This window comes from Xanthobacter lutulentifluminis (assembly GCF_043194675.2).
Taxonomy (GTDB): domain Bacteria; phylum Pseudomonadota; class Alphaproteobacteria; order Rhizobiales; family Xanthobacteraceae; genus Xanthobacter.
On record NZ_CM195525.1, the window covers coordinates 1,054,280 to 1,079,760 of the forward strand.

Annotated in this window: 19 protein-coding genes; 11 read left to right on the top strand and 8 right to left on the bottom strand. The window is 70.4% G+C overall.

Annotated features, from left to right (window positions below; all coding sequences use genetic code 11):
- Positions 1-57: 57 nt before the first annotated feature.
- The 7 genes from V5F49_RS04835 (at position 58) to V5F49_RS04865 (ending at position 8,555) form a co-directional block, all read left to right on the top strand.
- The gene (locus tag V5F49_RS04835) at positions 58-1,341 is read left to right on the top strand and encodes an LptF/LptG family permease (protein ID WP_394116219.1); all 1,284 of its coding nucleotides are present in this window, start codon (positions 58-60) and stop codon (positions 1,339-1,341) included.
- Entirely contained in the window at positions 1,338-2,432 is a 1,095-nt protein-coding gene (gene lptG / locus V5F49_RS04840) for an LPS export ABC transporter permease LptG (protein WP_394116218.1), read from the top strand. Before V5F49_RS04835 ends, lptG begins: the two co-directional genes overlap by 4 nt.
- 80 nt (positions 2,433-2,512) lie before the next feature.
- Positions 2,513-4,951 carry an LPS-assembly protein LptD gene (locus V5F49_RS04845; protein WP_394116217.1) on the top strand — a complete coding sequence of 813 codons (2,439 nt, stop codon included), beginning with the start codon at positions 2,513-2,515 and terminating at the stop codon, positions 4,949-4,951.
- 179 nt (positions 4,952-5,130) lie between these two features.
- Positions 5,131-6,039, top strand: coding sequence for a peptidylprolyl isomerase (locus V5F49_RS04850; RefSeq protein ID WP_394116216.1), 909 nt, complete (start codon positions 5,131-5,133; stop codon positions 6,037-6,039).
- 4 nt (positions 6,040-6,043) lie between these two features.
- Complete coding sequence (gene pdxA / locus V5F49_RS04855) at positions 6,044-7,084, top strand: 4-hydroxythreonine-4-phosphate dehydrogenase PdxA (protein WP_394116215.1); 1,041 nt, start codon at positions 6,044-6,046, stop codon at positions 7,082-7,084.
- On the top strand, positions 7,081-7,959 hold the full coding sequence (rsmA, locus tag V5F49_RS04860; protein WP_394116214.1) for a 16S rRNA (adenine(1518)-N(6)/adenine(1519)-N(6))-dimethyltransferase RsmA: 879 nt from the start codon (positions 7,081-7,083) through the stop codon (positions 7,957-7,959). The genes pdxA and rsmA overlap by 4 nt, the downstream gene beginning before the upstream one ends.
- Positions 7,960-8,018: 59 nt before the next feature.
- Positions 8,019-8,555: a methyltransferase family protein gene (locus V5F49_RS04865; protein WP_394116213.1), complete on the top strand. Its 537-nt coding sequence runs from the start codon at positions 8,019-8,021 to the stop codon at positions 8,553-8,555.
- Here the strand turns inward: V5F49_RS04865 and metH are convergent.
- The 3 genes from metH to V5F49_RS04880 all read right to left on the bottom strand — a co-directional run bounded on the left by metH (position 8,518) and on the right by V5F49_RS04880 (position 14,335).
- Entirely contained in the window at positions 8,518-12,273 is a 3,756-nt protein-coding gene (gene metH / locus V5F49_RS04870; RefSeq protein WP_394116212.1) for a methionine synthase, read from the bottom strand. The genes V5F49_RS04865 and metH overlap by 38 nt on opposite strands.
- A gap of 116 nt (positions 12,274-12,389) precedes the next feature.
- A complete protein-coding gene (metF, locus tag V5F49_RS04875) occupies positions 12,390-13,319 on the bottom strand; it encodes a methylenetetrahydrofolate reductase [NAD(P)H] (RefSeq protein WP_394116211.1) in 930 nt (309 codons plus the stop codon).
- Entirely contained in the window at positions 13,319-14,335 is a 1,017-nt protein-coding gene (locus tag V5F49_RS04880; RefSeq protein ID WP_394116210.1) for an ArsR/SmtB family transcription factor, read from the bottom strand. Before V5F49_RS04880 ends, metF begins: the two co-directional genes overlap by 1 nt.
- A 263-nt stretch (positions 14,336-14,598) precedes the next feature.
- Between V5F49_RS04880 and V5F49_RS04885 the strand changes: the two genes are divergently transcribed.
- Both V5F49_RS04885 and V5F49_RS04890 read left to right on the top strand, forming a co-directional pair.
- On the top strand, positions 14,599-15,864 hold the full coding sequence (locus tag V5F49_RS04885; RefSeq protein WP_509210746.1) for a L,D-transpeptidase family protein: 1,266 nt from the start codon (positions 14,599-14,601) through the stop codon (positions 15,862-15,864).
- Between the two features lie 209 nt (positions 15,865-16,073).
- The gene (locus V5F49_RS04890) at positions 16,074-16,649 is read left to right on the top strand and encodes an HdeD family acid-resistance protein (protein WP_394116208.1); all 576 of its coding nucleotides are present in this window, start codon (positions 16,074-16,076) and stop codon (positions 16,647-16,649) included.
- A gap of 73 nt (positions 16,650-16,722) precedes the next feature.
- On the opposite strand, the gene V5F49_RS04895 is transcribed toward V5F49_RS04890, so the two are convergent.
- From V5F49_RS04895 to V5F49_RS04915, 5 genes are all read right to left on the bottom strand, one after another.
- Positions 16,723-19,917 carry an efflux RND transporter permease subunit gene (locus V5F49_RS04895; protein ID WP_394116207.1) on the bottom strand — a complete coding sequence of 1,065 codons (3,195 nt, stop codon included), beginning with the start codon at positions 19,915-19,917 and terminating at the stop codon, positions 16,723-16,725.
- Positions 19,914-21,113: an efflux RND transporter periplasmic adaptor subunit gene (locus V5F49_RS04900; RefSeq protein ID WP_394116206.1), complete on the bottom strand. Its 1,200-nt coding sequence runs from the start codon at positions 21,111-21,113 to the stop codon at positions 19,914-19,916. Before V5F49_RS04900 ends, V5F49_RS04895 begins: the two co-directional genes overlap by 4 nt.
- A 98-nt stretch (positions 21,114-21,211) precedes the next feature.
- On the bottom strand, positions 21,212-21,826 hold the full coding sequence (locus V5F49_RS04905) for a TetR/AcrR family transcriptional regulator (protein ID WP_394116205.1): 615 nt from the start codon (positions 21,824-21,826) through the stop codon (positions 21,212-21,214).
- A gap of 91 nt (positions 21,827-21,917) precedes the next feature.
- Positions 21,918-22,904: a phosphoglycerate dehydrogenase gene (locus tag V5F49_RS04910; protein ID WP_394116204.1), complete on the bottom strand. Its 987-nt coding sequence runs from the start codon at positions 22,902-22,904 to the stop codon at positions 21,918-21,920.
- 202 nt (positions 22,905-23,106) lie between these two features.
- On the bottom strand, positions 23,107-23,586 hold the full coding sequence (locus V5F49_RS04915; protein ID WP_394116203.1) for an Hsp20 family protein: 480 nt from the start codon (positions 23,584-23,586) through the stop codon (positions 23,107-23,109).
- A 260-nt stretch (positions 23,587-23,846) separates the two neighbouring features.
- On the opposite strand from V5F49_RS04915, the gene V5F49_RS04920 reads away from it, so the two are divergent.
- A complete protein-coding gene (locus V5F49_RS04920) occupies positions 23,847-24,392 on the top strand; it encodes a hypothetical protein (protein ID WP_394116202.1) in 546 nt (181 codons plus the stop codon).
- A 111-nt stretch (positions 24,393-24,503) separates the two neighbouring features.
- On the top strand, positions 24,504-25,454 hold the full coding sequence (locus V5F49_RS04925; protein WP_394116201.1) for an alpha/beta fold hydrolase: 951 nt from the start codon (positions 24,504-24,506) through the stop codon (positions 25,452-25,454).
- Positions 25,455-25,481 lie beyond the last annotated feature (27 nt).

Consider the following 25,481-nt stretch of genomic DNA (forward strand, 5'->3'; position numbering starts at 1 on the left):
GCCCGAAATGGGGGGAATGCGAGTGAGGGGCGGCTCCGCGCATTGAGGCACGCAGTGATGGGCCGGCTGGATCGCTATATCTTCACGACCGCGGCGGTGGCGTTTCTGGGCGTTGTGGTCGTGCTCGCCGGCATGATCTGGGCGACGCAGGCGCTGCGCCAGCTGGATCTCGTGACCAGCCAGGGCCAGACCATCATCGCCTTCGTGGCCATCACCAGCCTCACCATGCCCACCCTGGTGGCGGTCATCTCCCCCGCCGCCCTGTTCATCGCCACCGCCTACACCCTGCTGAAGCTGAACGGCGACAGCGAGATCGTGGTGATGGCGGCGGCCGGGATGAGCCCGTGGCGGCTGCTGCGTCCGCTCATCATGCTCGCCTGCCTGGTCTCGGTCTTCTGCGCCCTGCTGGCGGTGCATCTGGTGCCGGCCAGCCTTGCCACCTTCCGCGAGCAGGTGACCAAGGTGCGCGCCGACGTGGTCTCCTTCGTCGCCCAGCCGGGGCGGTTCGTGAACCTGTCGCAGGGGCTGGTGTTCCATGTGCGCGAGCGCGCGGCCAACGGGGTGATGCGCGGCATCTTCATCAATGACGCCCGCGACCGGGAAGTCTCCACCTATCTCGCCGACCGCGGCCAGATCGTGGAGAGCGACGCCGGCATCTTCCTGGTGCTGGAGAACGGCTCCATCCACCGCCGCGGCGCCCCGCTCCTCGACAAGGACCGGCCCGAGGGCACCTCCCTGCGGCCCGGCGGCGGCAAGCCCGCGCTCCCGGCCGCCGCCGCGCCCGCCGCCCCGGCGGACGGCAAGGACAAGGAGAAGGACAAGCCGTCCAACTCCTCGGTGGTGGAATTCCAGCGCTATGCCTTCGACCTGTCCTCGCTCGCGCCGGACACGCGCGGCCTCGACATCAAGCCCATGGAGCGGCCGCTGAGCTTCGTCCTCAACCCGCCGGCGCAGGACATGTACGTGCGCTTCTTCCCCGGACGCTACCGGGAGGAGCTGCACAAGCGCCTGTCGGCCGGCCTGTATCCGCTCGCCTTCTTCTTCATCGCCGCGGCCGCCCTCTCGCGCCCGCGCACCACCCGCCAGAGCCGCGGCGCGGCGCTCACCGCCATCATCCCGGCCATGGGCGCGGTGCAGATCGGCAACTTCGCCATCGCCGGGCAGCTGAAGACGCAGGCGTCCGCGGTGCCGCTCATCTACCTCCTGCCCATCGTCACCGTCGTCATCTGCGCCATGATCATCCAGGGCTGGATCCGCATCGGCGTGCCGGCAGCCGTGGTGACGCTGGGCGAGGACATCCGGCAGCGCCTGACGCGACGCACGGCGGCCCAGCGCCCATGATCGGACGCATCCTCGGCCTCTATTTCGCGCGCCGGTTCGCGAGCGCCGTGGCGCTCATCTTCATGTCGTGCGTCACGCTCATCGTGCTCGTGGACTTCCTGGAGATGGCCCGCCGCACCGCCGACCGCGAGCAGGTGACGGTGACCACCCTGGCGCTGCTGACCATCTATCGCGCCCCCTCCTTCACCGAGCAGCTGCTGCCGTTCGCGGTGCTGTTCGGCGCCATGGCCACCTTCGTCATGCTTTCGCGCCGGCTGGAGCTGGTGGTGGCGCGGGCGGTGGGGCTGTCGGTCTGGCAGTTCATCACCCCGCCGGTGCTGGTGGCGTTCCTGGTCGGCATCTTCGCGAGCACCGTGTTCAACCCGGTCTCCGCCGACTTCAAGGAGCGCGCGAACCAGATCGAGGGCGAGATCTTCGCTTCCTCGTCCTCCGCCATCATGCCCCAGGGCAAGAAGGAGTTCTGGGTGCGCCAGCAGAGCGTGGACGGGCAGGCCATCATCCAGGCCCAGGCCTCGCGGCAGGGCGGGCGCGTGCTCTCCAACGTGGTGGTCTTCGAGTTCGACAAGGCCGGACTGCTGCTTGAGCGTGTGGAGGCGAAAACCGCAACTTTGGGAGATGGTGCATGGATTCTTACCGACGCCCGGGTGCTGGTCCCGGGCCTCGATCTGCAATCCTATGATACCTACCTGATCGCCACGAAGCTCGATCCCAAGCAGGTCCAGGATTCGCTGATAGCCCCGGAAACCGTGTCGTTTTGGCAACTTCCGGCGGCTATTCGCAGTGCGCAACAGTCCGGCTTCGGCGCCGAAAAATACCGCCTCCAACTCCAGAGTCTTCTGGCGCGGCCGTTTCTGCTGGTGGCAATGGTACTCATTGCCGCGGTGGTGGGGCTCCGGGTGTTCCGCTTCGGCGGGGTGGGGCAGACGATTCTCGGTGGCGTGCTGGCGGGCTTTCTGCTTTATGTTGGGACCAAGCTCGCTGAAGACCTCGGCGAGGCGGGAATCGTTCATCCTGTTGCTGCAGCATGGTTTCCTGCGGTTACGGGCATCTTGGTGGGGGTCCTCATTCTGTTGCATCGGGAGGACGGATGACGGCAGGGCTTCTCCCCGCCGGAGGCAATATCGCCAGGGGCCGGCGCGGCAACGCGCGCCGGACGGGCGGGCTTGCGTCTGTGGCCGGCCTCCTTCTGCTCGCGGCGAGCCTCGTCGGTGTCGGCCTTTCCGCCTCCACCCGGCCGGCGCTCGCCCAGGCGCAGCAGGGCCCGCTCGGCTCCAACGTGCTCAACGGGCGCAAGCTCGACCCGAACCAGAAGATGCTGGTGACGGCCGACCAGCTCGAGTACGACTACCAGCGCGAGACGGTGGCCGCCGTCGGCACGGTCCAGATCTATTATGACGGCTCCGTTCTGGAGGCGAACCGGGTGGTGCTGGACCGCAAGGCCAACAGCCTGCGCGCCCAGGGCAACGTCCGCCTGCGCGACAAGGACGGCAAGGTCGTCACCGCCGACACGCTCGAGCTGACCCAGGACTTCAAGCAGGGCTTCATCGACTCGCTGCGGCTCGACACGCCGGACAACACCCATTTCGCGGCGACCCGCGCCGACCGCACGGACGGCAACGTCACCGTGTTCCAGAACGGCGTCTACACGGCCTGCGAGCCGTGCAAGGACGACCCCTCGAAGCCTCCGCTGTGGCAGATCAAGGCCAAGAAGATCATCCACAACGAAGACGAGAAGATGATCTACTACCAGGACGCCTGGGTGGAGTTCTTCGGCTTCCCGGTGGCCTATTTCCCGTACCTGTCCTCACCGGATCCGACGGTGAAGCGCAAGACCGGCTTCCTGATGCCGGAGTTCTTCTCCTCGAGCCAGATCGGCTACGCGGTCGGCACGCCGTTCTTCTGGAACATCGCGCCGGATCGCGACCTGACCCTCACCCCCGCCTTCACCACCCAGCAGGGCGTGCTGATGCAGGGCGAGTGGCGCCAGCGGCTCATCAACGGCAGCTACACCATCCGCGCCGCCGGCATCCTGCAGCAGGACAAGGACGCGTTCATCAACGTGTCCAACGGCGTGGCCGAGTTCCTGCCCGGCTACCGCGAGAGCCGCGGCGCCGTGGAGAGCAGCGGCGCGTTCGCCATCAACAAGTTCTGGACGTTCGGCTGGGATGCGACCATCGCCTCCGACCGCACCTTCCTGCGCGACTACAACCTGATCCCGGACGCCACCACCACCAAGACCTCGAGCGTCTATCTGACCGGCCAGGGCGACCGCTCCTATTTCGACGTGCGCGGCCTCTACTTCCTCGGCCTGTCGGTGACCGACGACCAGGACCGCCTGCCCATCGTCGGGACGCTGAACTACAACAAGGTGTTCGACAAGGCGCTGTGGGGCGGCGAGGCCGGCCTGAAGGTGAACCTCACCAGCCTGACCCGCGAGCAGGCCGACTTCATCGGCACCTCGGCCCTCACCTCCGCTGTCGGCGCGGTGGGCGTGCCCGCGGGCGCCTGCACCCTGCTCGCCCCCAACCCCGAGCAGTGCCTGCTGCGCGGCGCGCCGGGCGACTACACCCGCCTGTCGGCGGACCTGTACTGGAAGAAGTCCATCACCGATTCCATCGGCCAGGTCTGGACCCCGTTCGTGACGGCGCGCGTGGACGTCGCCTCCGTGAACACCGACCCGCTGCCCTTCAGCTACATGTACGGCCCCACCTTCCCGGGCCAGAACCCGCTCCAGTCCGGCAGCGACGACCTGATCCGCGGCATGCCGGCGGTCGGCGTGGACTACAAATACCCCTTCATCTCCGCCGAGAGCTGGGGCACCCAGACCATCGAGCCGCGCGCGCAGGTCATCATCCGCCCGAACGAGGGGAGCATCGGCAAGTTCCCCAACGAGGACGCGCAGAGCCTCGTGTTCGACGACACCAACCTGTTCGAGGTGAACAAGTATTCCGGCTACGACCGGGTCGAGGGCGGCAGCCGCCTGAACCTCGGCGTGACCTATTCGGCCGCCATCAACGGCGCCGGCCTGTTCACGGCGGTGGTGGGCCAGTCCTACAACCTGTTCGGCAAGAACTCGTTCGCCTACGGCGACATGGCCAACACCGGCCTTGAATCCGGCCTCGAGAGCACGGCCTCGGACTACATCGCCAAGTTCGGCTACTCGCCCACGAAGAACCTCGAGCTGGTCACGCGCTTCCGGTTCGACAACGACAATTTCTCCATGCAGCGCTTCGAGCTGCAGGCCCGCGCCGAGATCGAGCGCCTCAACGTGGTGCTCACCTACGGCCGCTACGAGGCTCAGCCGCTGCTCGGCTACTACGACAAGCGCGAGGGCGTGTTCACCAACGCCTCCTACAAGCTCAACGACAACTGGGCCGTGCGCGGCGCCATCCGCTACGACATCGCGGCCGGCGAGTTCGACTACACCCTGGTCGGCTTGAGCTATATCGACGACTGCTTCACCCTCGCCCTCAACTACATCTCCGACTACACCATGAACGGCCCCAACGCGCCGCCGGTGAACAAGGTGATGTTCCGCATCGGCCTCAGGACGTTGGGCGAAGGCGGCTTCTCCACCTCCTTCGGCTCCAGCACCGAAACCCCGCAGTGATCGCGCCGGCCCGGGGTCGGTGCCGGGCCTCTGCCCGGTGCGGGACCCGTGGCCGATGCGTGGCATGGCCCCGCGCCATCCCGCAACCGTGACCATCGCCCGGCCGGGAGCGCAGCGCGCGGCCGCATTGCCGCCACAGGAAGGCGACAGAAGTCGCAGGGTGACCCTCGGACAGGACCATGCCGTCTCGCCACTCCCTTTTCCTCACCTTCGCGCTCGGCCTCCTCGCCCTCTGCTCCGCCGCCCCGGCGCGGGCGCAGCAGATTGTGGTCATGGTCAATGGTGATCCCATCACCACCTACGACATCTCCCAGCGCCAGCGCATGCACGAGGTGATCGAGCGCAAGAGCGTATCCGCCAAGGAATCGCTCGATGACCTCATCGACGAGCGCCTGAAGATCCAGCAGGCCATCCGCCTCAAGCTCGACGTGGACCAGAAGGACGTGGACCGCATGTACGCGTCCATGGCCGAGCGCACCGGCCGCACGTCGGAGCAGCTGACCGCCGGCTTCAAGCAGGCCGGGCTCGACGACCGCACCTTCAAGCAGAAGCTGCTGGCCGACTATGTGTGGGCGCAGTACGTCCGCTCGCGCTCCGGCGCGGTGAACGTGCGCGACGCCGACGTGATCGCGGCGCTGCAGAAGCGCGGCCAGACCCAGCTGATCGCCACCGAATACACGCTGATGCCCATCGTGTTCGTGGTGCCGCGCAACGGCGGCAACCATGCCGCCCGGCTGGCCGAGGCCAATTCCCTGCGCAACCGCTTCACCGACTGCGACGCCGGCGCCGAGATCGCGCGCTCGATCAAGGAGGTGGTGGTTCGGCCGAAGGTGACGCGCCTCTCCTCCGAGATGCCGCCGCAGCTGAAGCAGATCCTCGACAAGACCGAGGTCGGCCGCCTGACCCCGCCCGAGGTGGCGCAGTCGGGCGTCGAGACCTTCGCCATGTGCGGCAAGCGCGAGGTGCGGGGCGAAAGCTCGCAGAAGCGCGAGATCAAGGACGAGCTGACCGCCGCCCAGTTCACCGCCGAATCGAAGAAGTTCCTTGCGGAGCTGAGGAAGCAGTCCCTCATCGAATACCGCCGCTGATGTGATGGCCGCGCCCGCCCCCCTCGTCCTCACGCTTGGCGATCCGGCTGGCGTCGGCCCGGACATCACCCTCGCCGCCTGGCTGCGGCGCGCTGAGGCGGAATTGCCGGCCTTCATCGTTGCCGGCGATCCCGGCGCGTTGCGCGCCCGCGCCCGGCAGCTCGGGCTGTGCGTGCCGCTGGCGGAAACCACGCCGGAGGAGGCCGCGGCCCGCTTCCCCCACGCCCTGCCGGTGCTGCCCGCGGGCCCGGCTGCCACTGCCGCCGCCGGCCGCCCGGATGAAAGCTGCGGCCCCTGCGTGCTGGCCAGCCTCGAGGCCGCCATGGCGCTGGTGGACGGCGGACGCGCCGCGGCCGTCGTCACCAACCCGCTGGCGAAATCGGTGATGTATGCCGCCGGCTTCGCCTTTCCCGGCCACACCGAGTTCCTCGCCGCCCACGCCGCCCGCCCCGGCGTGCCGGCGCCCCGGCCGGTGATGCTGATCTGGTCGGAGCTGCTCGCCGTGGTGCCGGCGACCATCCATGTGCCGCTCGCCGACGTGCCGCACCGGCTCACGGGAGAGCTGCTGGTGGAGACCGGGCGCATCGTCGCCCGCGACATGACCCGCCGGTTCGGCCTTTCCCGGCCGCGCCTCGCCTTCTGCGGCCTCAACCCCCATGCGGGCGAGGACGGCACCCTCGGCACCGAGGACGAGACCATCGTCCGCCCGGCGGTGGAGGCCCTGCGCCGCGAGGGCATCGACGCGCGCGGCCCGCTCGCCGCCGACACCCTGTTCCACCCGCAGGCCCGCGCGGGCTATGACGTGGCGGTGGGCATGTATCACGACCAGGTGCTCATCCCCGCCAAGACGCTGGCGTTCCACGACGGGGTGAACGTGACCCTCGGCCTTCCCTTCATCCGCACCTCGCCGGACCACGGCACCGCCTTCGACATCGCCGGCACCGGCCGCGCCGATGCCTCCAGCCTGATGGCGGCGCTGAAGCTGGCGCGGCGCCTGGCGGATGCGGACGCGCGCGCCGACCGCCCCGCGGCGGTGCCGGCGTGAGCGCGCTCGACGACCTGCCGCCGCTGCGCGACGTCATCCGGCGGCATGGCCTCTCCGCCCAGAAGTCGCTGGGCCAGAACTTCCTGCTGGACCTCAACCTCACCGGCCGCATCGCCCGCGCCTCCGGCCCGCTGGAGGATGCCACGGTGGTGGAGGTGGGGCCCGGCCCCGGCGGTCTCACCCGCGCCCTGCTGGCGCTGGGCGCGCGCCGTGTCATCGCCATCGAGCGCGATCCGCGCTGCCTCGAGGCGCTGGCCGAGATTTCCGACCATTATCCCGGCCGGCTTGAGGTGATCTCCGGCGACGCGCTGAAGGTGGACGTGCGCCCCCTCATCGGCGACGGCGAGGTGCGGGTGGTGGCGAACCTGCCCTACAACGTGGCCACCTTGCTGCTGGTGGGCTGGCTCTCCACCGATCCCTGGCCGCCCTGGTTCTCGTCCCTCACCCTGATGTTCCAGAAGGAAGTGGCGGAGCGCATCGTCGCCGCGCCGGGCTCCAAGGCCTATGGGCGTCTCGCGGTGCTGGCGGGCTGGCGCACGCAGGCGAAGATCGCGTTCGACGTGGCGCCCTCCGCCTTCGTGCCGCCGCCCAAGGTGACGTCTTCCGTGGTGCATCTGGTGCCGCGCGCTGCCCCCCTGCCCTGCCCGCTTTCGGCGCTGGAGCGGGTCACGGAGGCCGCCTTCGGCCAGCGCCGCAAGATGCTGCGCCAGAGCCTGAAGTCGCTGGGCGTGGACGCCGGCGCCCTGCTCGCCGCCACCGGGGTGGAGGAGACCGCCCGCGCCGAGGAGATCGACGTGGCCGGCTTCGTCGCGCTCGCCAATGCCTATGCGGAGGGAATCGGCCGCCCGTTCGGGGCGCTGGCGGCGCTGCGCTGAGGGCGGGGCGTCCTCCGCAAGCGGCCGATCCGACGAGGAAGGCAGGGAGGGACGGCGCCATGGAACAGCCCGACGACATCGCCCGCCGGCCCAACCGCCTGCCCTGGCCGCCGATGATCTATGCCGCGGCGCTCGCCACCGGCGTCGCCCTGCAAAGTGCGCTCCCGCTCGGATGGCCGGCGCTGCTGCCGCAGACCGCCACGCGGGGGGTGGGCGCGGTGCTGGCGGTGACGGGTCTCACGCTGGACCTGTGGGCGCTGGCGACGCTGCATCGCGCGCGCACCAACATCCTGCCCCACCGGCCGGCGGAACGCCTCGTGACCCACGGCCCGTTCGCGCTCAGCCGCAATCCCATCTACCTGGGCTACACGCTGCTGACGCTGGGGCTGGGGCTGGCGCTCCTCAATCCCTGGCTGGTGGTGGCCGCGCCCGTCGCCGCGCTGGCGACAGACCGTCTCGCCGCCAGCCGCGAGGAGAGCCACCTCGCGGCCCGGTTCGGGCAGGCGTTCGCCGCCTATGCGGCGCGGGTGCCGCGCTGGATCGGCCGCCCGCGCCCCCTCACTCCGCCGCCGCCACCCGGGCGGGATCGTAGTTGAGGATGGGGGAGAGCCAGCGCTCCGCCTCCGCCACGCTCCAGCCCTTGCGGGCGGCGTAGTCCTCCACCTGATCGCGCTCGATGCGGCCGACGCCGAAATAGGCGCTCTCCGGGTGGGCGAAATAGAGGCCGGACACCGCCGCCCCGGGCCACATGGCGAAGCTCTCGGTGAGGTGGATGCCGGCCTTGGCGGTGGCGTCCAGAAGGCGGAACAGGGTCGCCTTCTCGGTGTGGTCAGGCTGGGCGGGATAGCCCGGCGCCGGGCGGATGCCGCGGTAGCGCTCGGCGATCAGCTCGTCGTTGCCGAGCGCCTCGTCCGCCGCATAGCCCCACAGCTTCGTGCGCACCAGATGGTGCATGCGCTCCGCGAAGGCCTCGGCGAGGCGGTCGCACAACGCCTTGAGCAGGATGGCGGAATAGTCGTCGTTGGCCGCCTTGAAGGCAGCCACCCGCTCCTCCTCGCCGATGCCGGCGGTGACGGCGAATGCGCCCACATAGTCGGCCACGCCGCTCTCCAGCGGCGCCACGAAATCGGCCAGCGCCAGATTGTGACGGCCCTCCCGCCGCGCCAGCTGCTGGCGCAGGGTGTGGAGCGTCGCGAGCGGCGTCTTGCGGGTATCGTCGCGGAACAGGAGCACATCGTCGCCCACCGCATTGGCCGGCCAGAAGCCCACCACCGCGCGCGCGGCCACCCACTTCTCGGCGACCATCTGCGCCAGCATGGCCTGCGCGTCCTTGAACAGGGCGCGGGCCGGCTCGCCCACCACCGCGTCGTCGAGGATCGCCGGATAGCGGCCCTGCAGCTCCCACGACTGGAAGAAGGGCGTCCAGTCGATGAAGGGCACGAGGTCGGCGAGGTCGTGGTCCTCGAACACATGGGTGCCGAGGAACGAGGGCTTCTCCGGCACATGGCCGGCGAAATCCAGCTTCAGCGCATTCTCGCGGGCCTTGGCGAGGGTCAGGCGCTGCTTGTTGGCATCGGCTCGGGCGTGGGCCTCGGCGAGCTTGGCATATTCCGCGCGCACGTCGGCCACGTAGCCGCCGCGCGTCTCGGCGTTGAGCAGGCTGGAGACCACGCCCACCGCGCGGCTGGCATCGGTGACGTACACCGCCTGCCCGCGCTCGTAGCGCGGGGCGATCTTCACCGCCGTGTGGACGCGCGATGTCGTGGCGCCACCGATGAGCAGCGGCACGGAAAAGCCCTCACGCTCCATCTCGGCGGCGACGTTCACCATCTCGTCCAGCGAGGGGGTGATGAGGCCGGAGAGGCCGATCACGTCCACCTTCTCGGTCTTCGCCACCTCAAGGATCTTCGCGGTCGGCACCATCACGCCGAGGTCGATCACCTCGTAATTGTTGCACTGGAGCACGACGCCGACGATGTTCTTGCCGATGTCGTGCACGTCGCCCTTCACGGTCGCCATCAGCACCTTGCCGGCGGCCGAGGCGGAGGTGACGCCCATCTCCGCCTTTTCCTTCTCCATGAAGGGCATGAGATAGGCTACCGCCTGCTTCATCACGCGGGCGGACTTCACCACCTGGGGCAGGAACATCTTGCCAGCACCGAACAGGTCGCCGACCACGTTCATGCCGGCCATCAGCGGGCCCTCGATGACGTGCAGGGGACGGGCGACGGTCGTGCGCGCCTCCTCGGTGTCGGCCTCCACGAACTCGGTGATGCCGTTGACGAGGGCATGCTCCAGCCGCTTCGCGACCGGCCAGGAGCGCCAGGCGAGGTCGGCCTCCTTCTTCTCCTTGCCGGCGGCGCCCTTGAAGCCCTCGGCGATCTCCAGCAGGCGCTCGGTGGCGTCGGCGCGGCGGTTCAGCACCACGTCCTCGCAGGCCTCGCGCAGGGCCGGCTCGATCTCGTCATAGACGGCGAGCTGGCCGGCATTGACGATGCCCATGTCCATGCCCGCCTGGATGGCGTGATAGAGGAACACCGCGTGCATGGCCTCGCGCACCGGCTCGTTGCCGCGGAACGAGAAGGACAGGTTGGAGACGCCGCCGGAGACATGGGCATGCGGCAGGTTCTGCCGGATCCAGCGGGTGGCCTCGACGAAGGCGACGCCGTAGCCCGAATGCTCCTCGATGCCGGTGGCCACCGCGAAGATGTTGGGATCGAAGATGATGTCTTCCGGCGGGAAGCCCACCACCTTGGTCAGGATGCGATAGGCGCGGGCGCAGATGGAGGTCTTGCGCTCGAATGAGTCGGCCTGCCCCTCCTCGTCGAAGGCCATCACCACCACCGCGGCGCCATAGGCGCGCACGAGGCGCGCCTTCTCGATGAAGGCGTCCTCGCCCTCCTTGAGGGAGATGGAGTTGACGATGCCCTTGCCCTGCAGGCGCTTCAGGCCCTGCTCGATGATCTCCCACTTCGACGAATCCACCATCACCGGCACCTTGGCGATGTCCGGCTCGGCGGCGACGAGGTTGAGGAAGGTGACCATGGCGGCCTCGCTGTCCAGCAGGCCCTCGTCCATGTTGATGTCGATGATCTGCGCGCCGTTCTCCACCTGGTCGCGCGCCACCGCCAGCGCGGCGGGAAAATCGCCGGTGGTGACGAGCTTGCGGAAGCGGGCGGAGCCGGTGACGTTGGTGCGCTCGCCCACGTTCACGAACGGGATTTCCGGCGTCAGCTCGAACGGCTCGAGGCCGGAGAGGCGCAGGCGCGGCTCCAGCTCCGGCACGGGGCGCGGGGCCTTGCCCTTCACCGCGCCGGCGATGGCGGCGATGTGCGCGGGCGTGGTGCCGCAGCAGCCGCCGACGATGTTCACGAGGCCGGACGCCGCGAACTCGCCCACCAGGGCCGCCATGGCCTCCGGGCTCTCGTCATACATGCCGAATTCGTTAGGCAGGCCGGCATTGGGATAGGCGCACACCAGCGTGTCCGCCACCCGGCCGATCTCCGCCACGTGCGCGCGCATCTCCCGGGCGCCCAGCGCGCAGTTGAGGCCGATGGAGAAGGGCTGCGCGTGGCGCAGGGAATACCAGAAGGCAGAGGGCGTCTGGCCTGAGAGGGTGCGGCCGGACAGGTCGGTGATGGTGCCGGAGATCATCACCGGCAGGCGGAACCCGCGCTCCGCATAGAGCTGCTCGATGGCGAAGATGGCCGCCTTCGCGTTCAGCGTGTCGAAGATGGTCTCCACCAGCAGGATGTCGGCCCCGCCATCCACGAGGCCCCGCGCCTGCTCGTGATAGGCGGCGGCGAGCTCGTCGAAGGTCACGGCGCGGAAGCCGGGGTCGTTCACGTCCGGGGAGATGGAGGCGGTGCGGTTGGTGGGGCCGAAGGCGCCGGCGACGAAGCGCGGGCGGCCGTCCTCGGCCTGGGCGATGTCGGCAGCCTCGCGGGCGAGCTTCGCGCTCTCGAAGTTCAGCTCGTAGACGATCTCCTCCATGCCGTAGTCGGACTGGGCGATGGAGGTGCCGGAGAAGGTGTTGGTCTCCACCATGTCCGCGCCGGCGCGGAAATACTCGAGGTGGATGGCCCGCACCGCGTCGGGCTGGGTGAGGCTGAGCAGGTCGTTGTTGCCCTTCACGTCCCGCGGCCAGTCCTTGAAGCGCGCGCCGCGATAGCCGGCCTCGTCCAGCTTCAGCTGCTGGATCATGGTGCCCATGGCGCCGTCCAGCACCAGGATGCGCTCGGCGGCGGCCGCCTTCAGGGTGGCGAAGATGTTGGCGGCGCGGGCGGTGGCGGCGCTGGTGGTGGAGGCGCTCATCTGTGCGGTCTCGGTCTCGGGGCGCGCGGCGCCTCGGTGAAGGGCTCCGGCGCCGGGCGCCGGGGAGAGGGGCAACCGGCGCGGCGGGCGCCGGGGAAAAGCTCAGAGCAGGGGCGTCAGACCGCCAGCGCCTGCGGCGCGGCGTCCGCAGCGGGGCGCAGGCCGAGCAGGTGGCAGATGGCGTAGACGAGGTCCGCCCGGTTCAGCGTATAGAAATGGATGTCGGTGACGCCGCGATCAACGAGGTCCGTCACCTGCTCGGCGGCCACCGCGGCGGCGATGAGCTTGCGGGTTTCCGGATCGTCGTCCAGCCCCTCGAACCGCTTCAGCAGCCACGCCGGCACGCTCGCCCCGGTGCGGGTGGCGAAGTTGGACGCCTGCTTGAAATTGGTCACCGGCAGGATGCCGGGCACGATGGGAATGTCGATGCCGCGCGCCCGCACCTTGTCGAGATAGCGGAAATACACGTCATTCTCGAAGAAGAACTGGGTGATGGCGCGGGTGGCGCCGGCATCCACCTTGGCCTTGAGATGGTCGATGTCCGCATCGAGGCTGGCGCTTTCCGGGTGCTTCTCCGGATAGGCGGAGACCGACACCTCGAAATCGCCGATGCGGCGGATGCCCTCCACGAGGTCGCAGGCGTAGGGATAGCCGTCCGGGTGCGGCTCGTAGCGGGTGCCGACGCCGGTCACCGGATCGCCGCGCAGGGCGACGATGTGCTTCACCCCCGCCGTCTTGTAGGAGCGGATGACCTCGTCGATCTCGTCACGGCTGGCGGCGACGCAGGTGAGGTGGGCGGCAGGGTGGAGGTCGGTCTCCTTCACGATGCGCTCCACCGTGGCGTGGGTGCGCTCGCGGGTGGAGCCGCCGGCCCCGTAGGTCACCGAGACGAACGCCGGAGACAAGGGCGCGAGGCGGGCGATGGAGGACCACAGGGTCTTCTCCATCTCCTCGGTCTTGGGTGGGAAGAACTCGAACGAGACCGAGACCGGGGGCCGGTCCAGTTCGCGGCTCGCCCGCACCGGGGCGGTGGGGGGCGTCATCATCAGGCGATCTCCCTGTCGCGGTCGGCTGTGGCCATCAGAACGCGCGGATCGCGCGCGAGCCAGAGCGAAACGGTGAGGCCGTCCTCGCGCCCGCCTTCGGGCGCAAGGGTGCGGAAGGATTGAAGGTCGAGCCCCGCCCCGGCGAGCCATGCTTCCACGGTCTCGCGGGCGAAGCCGAGATGGCGGTGGGCGTGGGCGTCGCGCAGGAACTCGAGGCCGTGGGGCGCGAAATCCACCACCAGCAGGCGGCCGCCGGGACGCAGCACCCGCGCCGCCTCCTTCAGGGCGCGTCCGCCGTCGTCGAGATAATGCAGCACCTGGTGGACGATCACCGCATCGAACGAATCGCGCGGGGCCGGCACTGCGAAGATGTCGCTCTGGCGCAGCAGGCAGTTGCGGATGCCGGCGCGCTCCAGGTTGATGCGCGCCACGCCGAGCATGTCCGGCGAGAGGTCCACGCCCATGCCGCGCTCGATGTCGGGGGCGAACAGCTCCAGCATGCGGCCGGTGCCGGTGCCAAGGTCGAGCAGCGCGCGGATGGGGGCGGAACCGAGCGCCTGGCGCACCGCCGCCTCCACCGCCGCCTCCGGCACGTGCAGGCGGCGAATCTCGTCCCACTCGCGCGCATGGGCGGCGAAATAGGCCTGCGCGGCGGCCGCGCGGGCGGCGCGCACCGCTTCCAGCCGGGCGCGGTCGCCGGCGAGCACGGGGTCGTCGCGGTCGAGCAGGTCGAGCAGCTGGCCGGCGACCCGGCCGCCCACCCCCTCGCTGGCGCGGCGGTAGAACACCCAGCTCGCCTCGCGGTGGCGCTCCACCAGCCCGGCCTCGGCGAGCAGCTTGAGGTGGCGGGAAATCCGCGGCTGCGACTGGCCGAGAATCTCGGTGAGGTCGGACACCGTCAGCTCCGCCTCGGCCAGCACCGCGATCAGGCGCAGGCGCGTATCCTCGCCCGCAGCCTTCAGGCATTCGAGCGTGGCGGGGAAGGAAACGGCCTGCCGGACGGGGCGATATGACATAAAGATATCTTTATATCCTTACCGCGCCACATTCAAGCACCCTGCGCGCCATCGCGGCGAGCCATGCCGATCACGATCAGCGGCGCTGCGCGAACGGGCGTTGCGCCCCGCCGGCCCAGAGCCTACACGCTGCGGCAGAGGCATGTCCGGAGCCAGCTAAGCTCGGCACAAAGCCATACTATGCTACCGTGCGGGGGCGCGAAAAATTCCTGGCCCCGTTTCCAATTTCGTCACGTTTCACGGTTAACACCACAAACATGACCTTGCGCCACAAACTCCTCCTCGCCGCCTTCGGGGCATCGGTTCTCACTGCGCCGGCCTTCGGCCAGGGTGCCTATGGCACGAACTACAGCCTTCCCGGCAACGGCGCCGACGAGGAAGAGACCGGCGCGCTTCCGCCCGGCAACGTGGGCGGCTATGGCGCGCCTCCGCCCGGTTATTCCGATCCCTATGCCCGCCAGCAGCCGGTGAACCGCGGCCAAATGGAGCGCACCGATCTGGCGCCGCCGTCCGGCCAGCAGCCCGCGCCGGGCTATGGCGCCCCGGCCCAGCCCTATCCGCAGCAGGCGTATCCCCAGCAGGGCTACCCGCAGCAGGGCGCCTATCCGCAGCCGGTGCAGCCCACCTATTCCAGCGCCCCCAGCGCGGTGCCGTCCTATGGCGGGCCGCAGCCGTCGGCGGTTCCCGCCCAGGGCGCCTACGGCCAGCAGCCCTATGGCCAGCCGGACGCGCGCCAGACCTACAACGCCCCGCCGGCCCAGTACGGCCAGCAGCCGCAGGCCGGCTACGGCCAGCCCGCCGCCTATGAGCCGCCGCAGCAGGTGACCTACGGCCAGAGCGGCCGCGGCGCGGTGGACCAGGACGCGCTCTACGCAAGCGCCAACGCGGGCCAGCCCCCGGCCGGCGTGTATGAATCCAACGCCTCCGTCGTGCCCGGCACCACCGAGGCCCCGTCCGGCCCGCGCATCGAGAACGTGGACCCCACCGAGCCCGTGCCGGAGCGCTTCCGCCGCCAGACGGTGGACTATGTGACCACCCAGCCGGCCGGCACCATCGTGATCGATACGCCCAACACGTACCTCTATTACGTGCTCGGCGGCGGCAAGGCCGTGCGCTACGGCATCGGCGTCGGCCGCGAGGGCTTCACTTGGGCCGGCACCGAGAAGATCACCGGCAAGAAGGAATGGGCCGACTGGCGTCCCCCGGCGGAGATGATCCAGCGCCAGCCCTACCTGCCGCGCTTCATGGCCGGCGGCCCCGGCAACCCGCTCGGCGCGCGCACCATGTATCTCGGCGGCACCGTCTACCGCATCCACGGCACCAACGAGCCGCAGACCATCGGCAAGTTCGTGTCCTCCGGCTGCTTCCGCATGCTGAACGCCGACGTGGAAGACCTCTACGACCGCGCGAAGGTGGGCACCAAGGTGGTGATCCTGCCCAAGACCGGCGGCACCCCGCAGGCCTCGGGCCCGGCGCCCGCCGCCCCGGTGGCCACCGCCTCCGCCGGCAAGCCCGCCGCCCAGCGCTGAGCCTGTCCCGGGCCCGCACCCACGGCGCCCGCCCCCGGCTGATCGAGCGTCAGATCCCGGCCCCGCCTCCTTCCCGGAGCGGGGCCGGCTCCGTTTCCGGACCCCCGCCGGCCACACCTCCGCATTGTGCCGGAGCCGGACGCCCCTTACCTCCGCGCGCGTCTTGGATATGATGCCCCCGCAGCGATCAAGCTGACTGGAGAGGCACCATGGCTACGCCTGCATCTGCGCCCACCCCCGCATCCACCGTCGCCGACCAGCTGCACGCCGTGCGCGCCAGCTGGGGCTGGTTCGTGGTGCTCGGCATCGCCTTCATCGTGCTCGGCTTCGTCGCCCTCGCCCATGTGCTCGCCTCCACCGTGGTGACGGCGCTCTACGTGGGCGCGCTGATTCTCGTGGGCGGCGTGGTGCAGGTCATCCACGCCTTCCGCGTGAAGGGCTGGGGCCGCTTCTTCTACTGGCTGCTCGCCGGCGTGCTCTATGTGGTGGCCGGCGGCCTCATCATGTCCAACCCGCTGCTGGGCGCCGGCATCCTCACGCTGATGATCGGCGTGGCGCTGGCGGTGGAAGGCATCTTCCGCATCTTCGCCGGCGTGGGCGGCCGCCCCGGCGCGGGCTGGGGCTGGATCGTGGTGTCCGGCATCGTGACGCTGCTGCTCGGCCTCATCATCATCGCCCGCTGGCCGGTGAACTCGCTCTACATCCTCGGCCTGTTCCTGGGCGTGGACCTCATCGTCAACGGCGTCGGCACGCTGCTGTTCGGCCTCGGCCTGAAGAAGGTCTGAGCCGTCCGCGAATCGATCGGGCCCGGCGTGACCGCCGGGCCCGATCATCTTCAGGCGAAGGACGCTTCCGCGCCTATTCGGCCGGATGCGGCACGGCGGCGGGCTCCGGCGCCTCCGCCTTCACGCGGAACCAGGTGGCGTAGAGCGCCGGCACCACCAGCAGGGTGAGCACGGTCGCCACCAGCAGACCGCCCATGATGGTCACCGCCATCGGCCCCCAGAACACGCTCCGCGCCAACGGAATCATGCCCAGCACGGCGGCCAGCGCGGTGAGCACCACCGGGCGCGCGCGGCGCAGGGTGGCGTCCACGATGGCCCGGTGCGGAGCGTGGCCGTCGCGGATGTCGTGGTCGATCTGGTCCACCAGGATCACCGTGTTGCGCATGATCATGCCGGCCAGAGCGATGAGGCCGAGCAGCGCCACGAAGCCGAACGGCATGTGCGCCACCAGGAGAGCCCCTGCCGCGCCGATCAGCCCCAGAGGCGCCGTCACCAGCACCAGCGCGAGGCGGGAGAAGCTCTGCAGCTGGATCATCAGGAGCGTGAGCATCACGATGATCATGATGGGGAAGACCCTGGCCAGCGAGGCGTTGGCCTTGGCGCTCTCCTCGATGCTGCCGCCGATCTCGATGCGGTAGCCCGGCGGCAGGCCGGCGCGGATCTCGGCGAGACGCGGCCACAGGCGGTTGGTGACATCCGGCGGCTGCACGCCGTCGCGCACGTCGCCGCGCACGGTGAGCACGAGGTCGCGGTCGCGCCGCCAGAGGATGGGCTCCTCATGGGCATAGGCGATGCGCGCCACCTGTCCGAGCGGCACGGCGAGCCCGTTGCGGGTGGTGACGGTGAGCGCGGCGAGGTGCTCCAGGTCCACCCGCTCCTCCGGCACCGCGCGGGCCACCACGTCGATCAGGAGGTTGCCCTCCCGGTGCTGGGTCACCGTGTAGCCGGAGAGCAGCGTCTGCAGCGTCTCGGCCAGGTCGCGCGGGGAGGTGCCGATGGCGCGGGCGCGGTCCTGGTCCACGGCGAGGGTGATGGATTTCACCTGCTCGCCCCAGTTCAGGTGCGGGTCGATCACGTCCGGCTCGGCGGCCATGACGCCGCGCACCCTGTCGGCGATCTCGCGCACCGCCAGCGGGTCCGGCCCCACCACGCGGAACTGCACCGGGAAGCCGACCGGCGGGCCGAACACGAAGCGGTCCACCCGCACCCGCGCCTCCGACAGCGCGCCCTCGGCCACGGCGGCGTCGAGCCGGGCCTTCAGCCGCTCGCGGGCGGGGATGTCGCGGGCGACGATGACGATCTCCGCGAAGTTGGGATTGGGCAGAACCGGGTTCAGCCCCAGCCAGAACCGCGGCGAGCCGCGCCCCACATAGGTGGTGGCGGTGGCCACGTCGGGATCGGCGCCGACGAGCGCCTCCGCCTTCTTCGCAGTGGCCTCGGTGACGGAGATGGAGGTGCCTTCCGGCAGGCGCATCTGCAGGAACAGCTCCGGCCGGGTGGAGGTGGGGAAGAACTGCTGCTGCACGAAGCCGAAGCCCACCACGGAGACCGCGAACATGAGCACGGTCGCGGCGATCACCGCATAGCGATGGCGCAGGCACGCCTCCAGCACGCGGCGCAGGATGCGGTAGAGGCGGCCGTCGTGCAGCTCGTGGGCGTGCCCCTTCTTCATGTCCGGCAGCAGCACGGTGCCGAGATAGGGCGTGAAGATCACCGCCACGAACCAGGACGCCACCAGCGCGATGCCCACCACCCAGAAGATGGCGCCGGCATACTCGCCCGAGGACGAACGCGCGAAGCCCACCGGCAGGAAGCCGGCCGCCGTCACCAGCGTGCCGGTGAGCATGGGGAAGGCGGTGGAGGTCCAGGCATAGGTGGCCGCGCGCATGCGGTCCCAGCCCTCCTCCATCTTCACCACCATCATCTCGATGGCGATGATGGCGTCGTCCACCAGCAGCCCCAGCGCGATGATGAGGGCGCCGAGGGTGATGCGGTGCAGGTCCATGCCGGCGGCGAACATCACCAGGAAGACGATGGCCAGCACCAGCGGCACCGAAAGCGCCACCACGATGCCGGTGCGGAAGCCGAGCGAGAGGAAGCTCACCACCAGCACGATCACCAGCGCCTCGGCGAAGGTCTTCAGGAACTCGCCCACCGATTCGCCGACGATGTGGGGCTGGTCGGCGATCTGCGTCACGTCGATGCCCACCGGCAGCTCGGCGGTGGCCTCGGCCATGGCGGCCTTGAGGTTTTCGCCCAGGGTGAGGATGTTGGCGCCCTGCGCCAGCGCGACGCCGATGCCCACCGCCGGCTCGCCATTCTGCCGGGCCAGGAAAGAGGGCGGGTCCTCATAGCCGCGGCGCACGGTGGCGATGTCGCCGAGGCGCACCAGCGCGCCGTTCACCGCCACCGGCACCTCTGCCACCGCCTCGACGCCGGTGAAGGCGCCGGTGAGGCGCAGGTTGATGCGGTCGGAGCGCGTGTCCACCGCGCCGCCGGCCACCACGGCATTCTGCCGCGCCACGCTGTCGAAGATCTGCTGCGGGGTGACGCCGAGATTGGCGAGGCGGGCGTGGGAGAACTCGATGTAGATACGCTCCGGCCGCTCGCCGATCAGGTCCACCTTCTCCACGTCCGGCACGCGCAGGAGGCGCTGGCGGATGCGCTCGGCCTGGAGCTTCAGCTCAGCCGGGCCGACGCCCTTCCCGCTGAGCATGTAGAGGGCGGAGTAGACGTCGCCGTATTCGTCGTCGAAGCCCGGCCCGATCACCCCGGCGGGCAGCTCGCCGCGCATGTCGGAGACTTTCTTGCGCACCTGGTACCACAGCTCCTTCACCTCGCGCGGGGGCGTGGTGTCGGAGAGCAGCACCTGCACGAAGGTGACGCCGGGGCGCGAATAGCTCTCCACCCGGTCGAGGTGCGGCAGGGACTGGAGCTTCTTCTCGATGGGATCGGCCACCTGCGCCTGCATCTGCGAGGCGGTGGCGCCGGGCCACACGGCATTCACCACCATCACCTTGATGGTGAAGGAGGGGTCCTCGGCCCGGCCGAGATTGAGGTAGGCGTAGAAGCCGGAGGCCGCCAGCAAGAGGATGGCGAACAAGGTGAGCGCGCGGTGGGTGATGGCCCAGCGCGAGAGGTTGAACCGCCCGCCGGCGTCGGTCTGCGCCGCGCCCGGGGCGGCTCCTTGCACCGCGCCCGGGGCGCCATGGTCCGCGGGGGTATGCTGCGATCCGCCGGGGGCGGGCTCCATGCCGGCGCCGCTCACGGCCGGCTCTCCCGCGCGCCGGCGGAACCGGACGCGCCGGTGGCAGGCGGCACGTTCGCGGCCATCTCGGCGCCGCCCTGGGCGCGGGCGATGCGCACCTTCTGGCCCGGCAGCAACGTGTGGACGCCGACCGCCACCACCGTCTCGCCCGGCTTCACGCCATCGCTGACGAGCACCGAATCCTCGGTATAGGCGGCGATGGTCACCGGCCGCGCAGCAAGGGTGCTGGCGCCGGGCTCCACCACCAGCACGTTGGGCCCATGGCCCCGGTCGATGATGGCGGACAGGGGCAGCCGCGCCACCTGCTGCTGGTCCTTCGGCCGCAGGGTGACGGTGGCGGTCATGCCGAGGGCCACCGTCTCGTCGGCGCCGTCGAGGGTGAAGCGGGCGGGATAGGTGCGCGAAGTGGCGTCGGCCTGCGGCGAGAGCTCCCGCAGCCGGGCGGGAATGCGCCGGCCGGGCTCGGCCCACAGGGTGACGAAGGCATCGGCGGCGCGGGCATCGGCCAGCGCGGTCTCCGGCAGGGAGACAACGGCCTCCTTCTCCTCCAGCCGCGCCACGCGGACGATGGTCTGCCCGGCGGACACCACCTGCCCGGGCTCGGCGGCGGTGGCGACCACCACGCCGGCGGCGTCGGCGAGAAGATCGGTGTAGGAGAGACGGTTCTCCGCCAGCTCCAGCGCGCGCTGCGCCCGTTGCAGGCGGCCCACCGCCTCCTCCTTGGCCAGCGACTTGCGGTCGAGATCGGCGGCGGAGGCCACGCCCTTGGCCGAGAGCGAGCGATAGCGCCCGTCCTCGGCGGAGGTCTGGGCGAGGTTGGCGGTGGCGGCGGCCATCTCGGCCCGCGCGCTCTCCAGCTCGAGGCGCAGGTCCTCCGGGTCCATGCGCGCCACCAGGTCGCCGGGCTTCACCCGGTCGCCCACCTCCACGGTCCGCTGCACCACCTTGCCGCCGACTCGGAAGGCGAGATCCACCTCGCGGCGGGCGCGCACCACGCCGACGAAGGTCTTCTCGGCCTCGCGCGGGCGGAAGGCGACGGTGGTCACCTGCACCGGCCGCGATGTGGCGACCGGCTGGGCATTCGTGCCCTCGCCGCAGCCGGACAGGGCCGGGGCCAGCGCCAGCGCCAGCGCGGCCAGCACTCCGAGGCGGCGGGCGCGCCCCGGTGGGGGAAGGGGACAGGCGGCGGTGGGCATGGCGGTCTCCTGTCGAATGTGAATCAACGGCTTAACGCTGATGAAAATCGTCTTTCGTCACTTTTCCGGCGCGCGAAGGCGCTGCCCGCAAGCCTTGGTCAGGACAGGGGCGTGCGCTCAACCTCGATGCTGCGCAGGATGAAACCCATGGTGGCCCGAAGGCTCGCCTCCAGGTCCTCGTCGATGTTCTGGGCGACCATGACCGGATGGCAGAAGCGCACGCAGGTGCCGAGGATGATCTGGCTCACCACCTTGGGGTCGTGCGGCACGAACACGCCCTGCGCCATGCCCTCCGCGAGGATGCGGGCGATGATGCAGCCGATGCGGGCCTTGTGCGCCTCGATGGACTCCCAATTGTTCTCGATGGCGACCAGCACCATGTCGTGCACGCGCCGCTCCTCGAGGAAATTGTCCTTGTGGTAGCGCATGATGGCGAGATAGCCGTCGGTGATGCGCTGCTGCGGCGTGCCCTCCCCCGCCGCGATGGCGGCCACCTCCGTCTCGATCTCGGCGAGGCTGCGGGCGCAGATGGTGCCGACGATGGCGGTCTTGGAGGGGAAGAAACGGTAGACGTTGGCGGGCGACATGCCGAGCTCGGCGGCGATGTCCGCCACCGCGGTCTTGGCGAAGCCCATGCGGCGGAACAGCTGTTCCGCAACGCGCACGATGCGCTCGCGGGTTTCGTCCGCCGTCTCCCTCACACGCACGTTCACGCCGGCCCTCTCCCTCAATGAGTGACGATTATCATAAATCATCAGTCATAATTGGCAAGGGGGCGACGACCGCCGGCCCCCTGGTGCCGGCTCAGCGGCCGTCGGCGATGAGGCAGCCGTCGGGGAAGGCTTCCCCGTCCAGCGCCGCCGCCACGCAGCGGGCGGCGATGAGATTGCCCCGGCCCAGCGCCTCGCGGCTGGAGCCGGCGGCGTGGGCGGTGGCCACCACATCCGGCCGGGCGGCCAAGGCCGCGGCGACCGGCTCCAGCGCCGGATCGGCCTCCGATTCGAACACGTCGAGCCCGGCGGCGAGAATTTCGCCCGCCTCCAGCGCGGCCAGGAGCGCGCGGTCATCCACCAGGCCGCCGCGCGAGGTGTTCACCAGCACCGCGTCGCGCTTCATGGCGCGCAGCACGGCGGCGTTCACCAGATGCTGCGTCTGCGGGCCGAGCGGCGCGTGCAGGCTCACCACGTCGGCGCGGGCGATGAGCTCGTCGAACGAAACGTAGGAGACGCCCGGCACGCCGGCATCGGGGGTGCGGGTGGAGACCAGCACCTGCGTGTCGAACCCCGCCACGCGCCGCGCCACCGCCCGGCCGATGCGGCCGAGGCCCACCAGCCCCACCGTCTTGCCGGTGAGGTCGAGCCCCGTCACCACCCGCCAGTCGTTGGCGGCGATCGCGGCGGCGCTCTCCTTCAGCCGGCGCAGCACCGCGAGCATGAGCGCGAGCGTATGGTCCGCCACCGCCGCGTCATTGGCGCCGGCGGCGATGGTGACCACCCGGCCGAGCTCGCGCGCGGCGGCGACATCCACCCGGTCGTGCCCCACGCCGCGCCGGGCGATCACCGTCAGATGGGGATGGGCGGCAAGCAGCTCCCGCGTCACCGAACGCTGGCCGACGATCCAGCCGCCGACACCGTCGAGCAGGCGGTGCATCTCGTCGTCGGGAATGAAGGTGTCGAGGGCGTCGCCCGGCAGGCCGGAGGGCACCACCTCGAAGCCGCGCGCCTCCAGCCATTGCGTGGCGGCATCATCGAACAGGCGGGTGGTGACGAGCACTTTGCGGGCGTTGGACACGGGGCGCGACCTCTTCTGGCGATCGCCCCCTCCTCCCGCGCCCCGCCGGCAAGATCAAGCCCCGCGTCCGCAGGGCACCCCTGCAGGGCACGGTGCGGGACATGAAAGGTGCGGGACATGAAAAAGGCGGCACCGGTGGTGCCGCCTCCGATCGGGGCAAGGGCCCCGTATGTCAGGCTCCGCGGCGCGGAAGCCGGTGCGTTCAGGCCGCCTGCGCGGGCGCGACCGACCCCTCGATGGTCCGGGGCGCATCGGCGCCGGTGGAGATGGGAACGATCCGCGGCTTCTTGGCCTCGGGAATGTTGCGCACGAGATCCACGTGCAGCAGGCCGTTCTCGAGCACGGCGCCCTTCACCTCCACATGGTCGGCGAGCTGGAAGCGTCGCTCGAAGGCGCGGGCGGCGATGCCGCGATACAGCATCTGGCCGGCGTCGGAGACCTCGGTCGTCTTCTTCTCGCCCTTGAGGGTGAGGGTGTTCTCCTTCACCTCGATGCCGAGCTCGGCCTCGGTGAAGCCCGCCACGGCAACGGTGATGCGGTAGGCGTTCTCGCCGGTCCGCTCGATGTTGTAGGGCGGGTAGGTCGGGGCCGCATCCACGCCGCCGACGGAATCGAGCAGCGAGAACAGGCGGTCGAAGCCGACGGTGTTGCGGTACAGGGGAGACAGGTCAAAACCACGCATGGCATATCCTCCTTTGAAGCGACATGCGGGACCCGCCGAAGCCGGGTCCGTGAAGGCGCCGTCAGGTGTTGCCCGGCGCCCTCCAGCGATGTGGGAAGGCCCCGCGCGGGCGTCAAGACCCCAGCCGAAGCGCGAGCCGGGCCGCCGGATGAACGGCAGATGAACGGCGGTGTCGGGTTGCGTTCAACCGCGCCGCCTAGACTTGCTTTCCCAACGTGATGCTCCATCCGACCCGGGAGGGCGGAAAGGGAGGAGCGGCCATGCGAGCGGTTCTCGCCGCCCTTTCGGTGCTGTTGTTTCCGGTGCTTGTGGCGCCGGCGACCCCTGTGGCCGCCCAGTGCACCGCCGCCGAGGCCGGGGCCCGCCCCGGTGTGCTGACCGCCCGGCCGCCGCCGGCCGGTGGCGAGGCGCACCCCGCGCCATCCTGGCCCGCGTCCTCGTGGTCCGCCTCTTCCTGGTCCGCCTCTTCCTGGGCCGAGGCGGGCATGCTGGGCGTGACGCCCCCGCGCATGGCGATGCGCAGCGATGCCATCGCGGCGCAGATGCCATCGCCGCTGGTGGCCCGCTCCGCGCCCTACCAGCCCTACCAGTCCCACCCGGTCCACGGCGCGCCGCTGACCTCCGAGGAGGTGGCGCCCAGCCTCCGGGCGCGCGGCTTCGTGGACGTGAGCGCGGTGCGCCAGCGCGGCCGCAGCTTCCTCGCCGAGGCCACCGGCCCGCGCGGCGAGCGGGTCCGCCTCGTGCTCGACGCGGAGAGCGGCGAGATCAGCGGCATGCAGGTGATCGGCTTCCACACCGCGCCCTGAGGGCCCTGCCCACGAGGCCGCGATTGTGGAGCCCGGCGTGAGCGTGTAACCCTCGCGGGGACCCGGCCGCCCCGGCCGCCCGTCGCACGAACGCCGGCCGAAAAGCTCCCCATGACCCTGTTCGCCCTTCCGAACCATCCGGTGCCCGACGGCTGCGTGACCGGCGAGGTGACGGCTTCAGACGGCGTGCGCCTCAGGTTCGCGCGCTGGCCGGCGGAAGGCGGCGGCCCGGGCAAGGGCACGGTGACCATCTTCGGCGGCCGGGCCGAGTTCATCGAAAAGTATTTCGAGGTGGTGCGGGAGCTGCGCTCGCGCGGCTTCGCCGTGGCCATGCTCGACTGGCGTGGACAGGGTGGCTCCCAGCGCCTGCTGGGCAACCCGCTCAAGGGCCACGTGACGCGCTTCTCCGACTACTGCCGCGACATCGAGGCATTCGCCCGCGAGGTGCTGCTGCCGGATTGCCCGCCGCCCCATTTCGCGCTCGGCCATTCCATGGGCGGCACCATCCTGCTCGCCTCGGTGCTGGAGGGGCAGCGCTGGTTCGACCGCATGGTGCTGAGCGCCCCCATGCTGGGGATCGAGGCGGTGCCGCTGGAGGGCGTGGTGCGACCGCTGGCGTCGGTGCTCGCCCACGTGGGATTCGCCCGCGCCTTCGTGCCCGGTGGGCGCGGCCGGCCGCTGTCGCGGATGCGGTTCGAGGGCAACCCCTGCACCTCCGACCGCAAGCGATTCGACCGCACCATCGAGCTCGCCCGCAGCTTCCCGCAGCTCGATCTCGGCGCGCCGACCATCGGCTGGCTGGCCGGCGCCTATGCCACCATCGCCGAATTGACGCACCCGGACACCATCAGCCGCATCCGCCAGCCGCTGCTCATCATCGCCGCGGGGGGCGAGCGGCTGGTGTCGAACACGGCGATCGAGCGATTCTCCGCCCGGCTCATCGCCGGCGCCCATGTGGTGGTGCCGGCGAGCCGTCACGAGCTGCTGATGGAGCGGGACATCTTCCGCGCCCAGTTCTGGGCGGCGTTCGACGCCTTCATCCCCGGCACGCCGATTCTCTGACGCGCCGGCCCTCTGACGCGCCCGTCG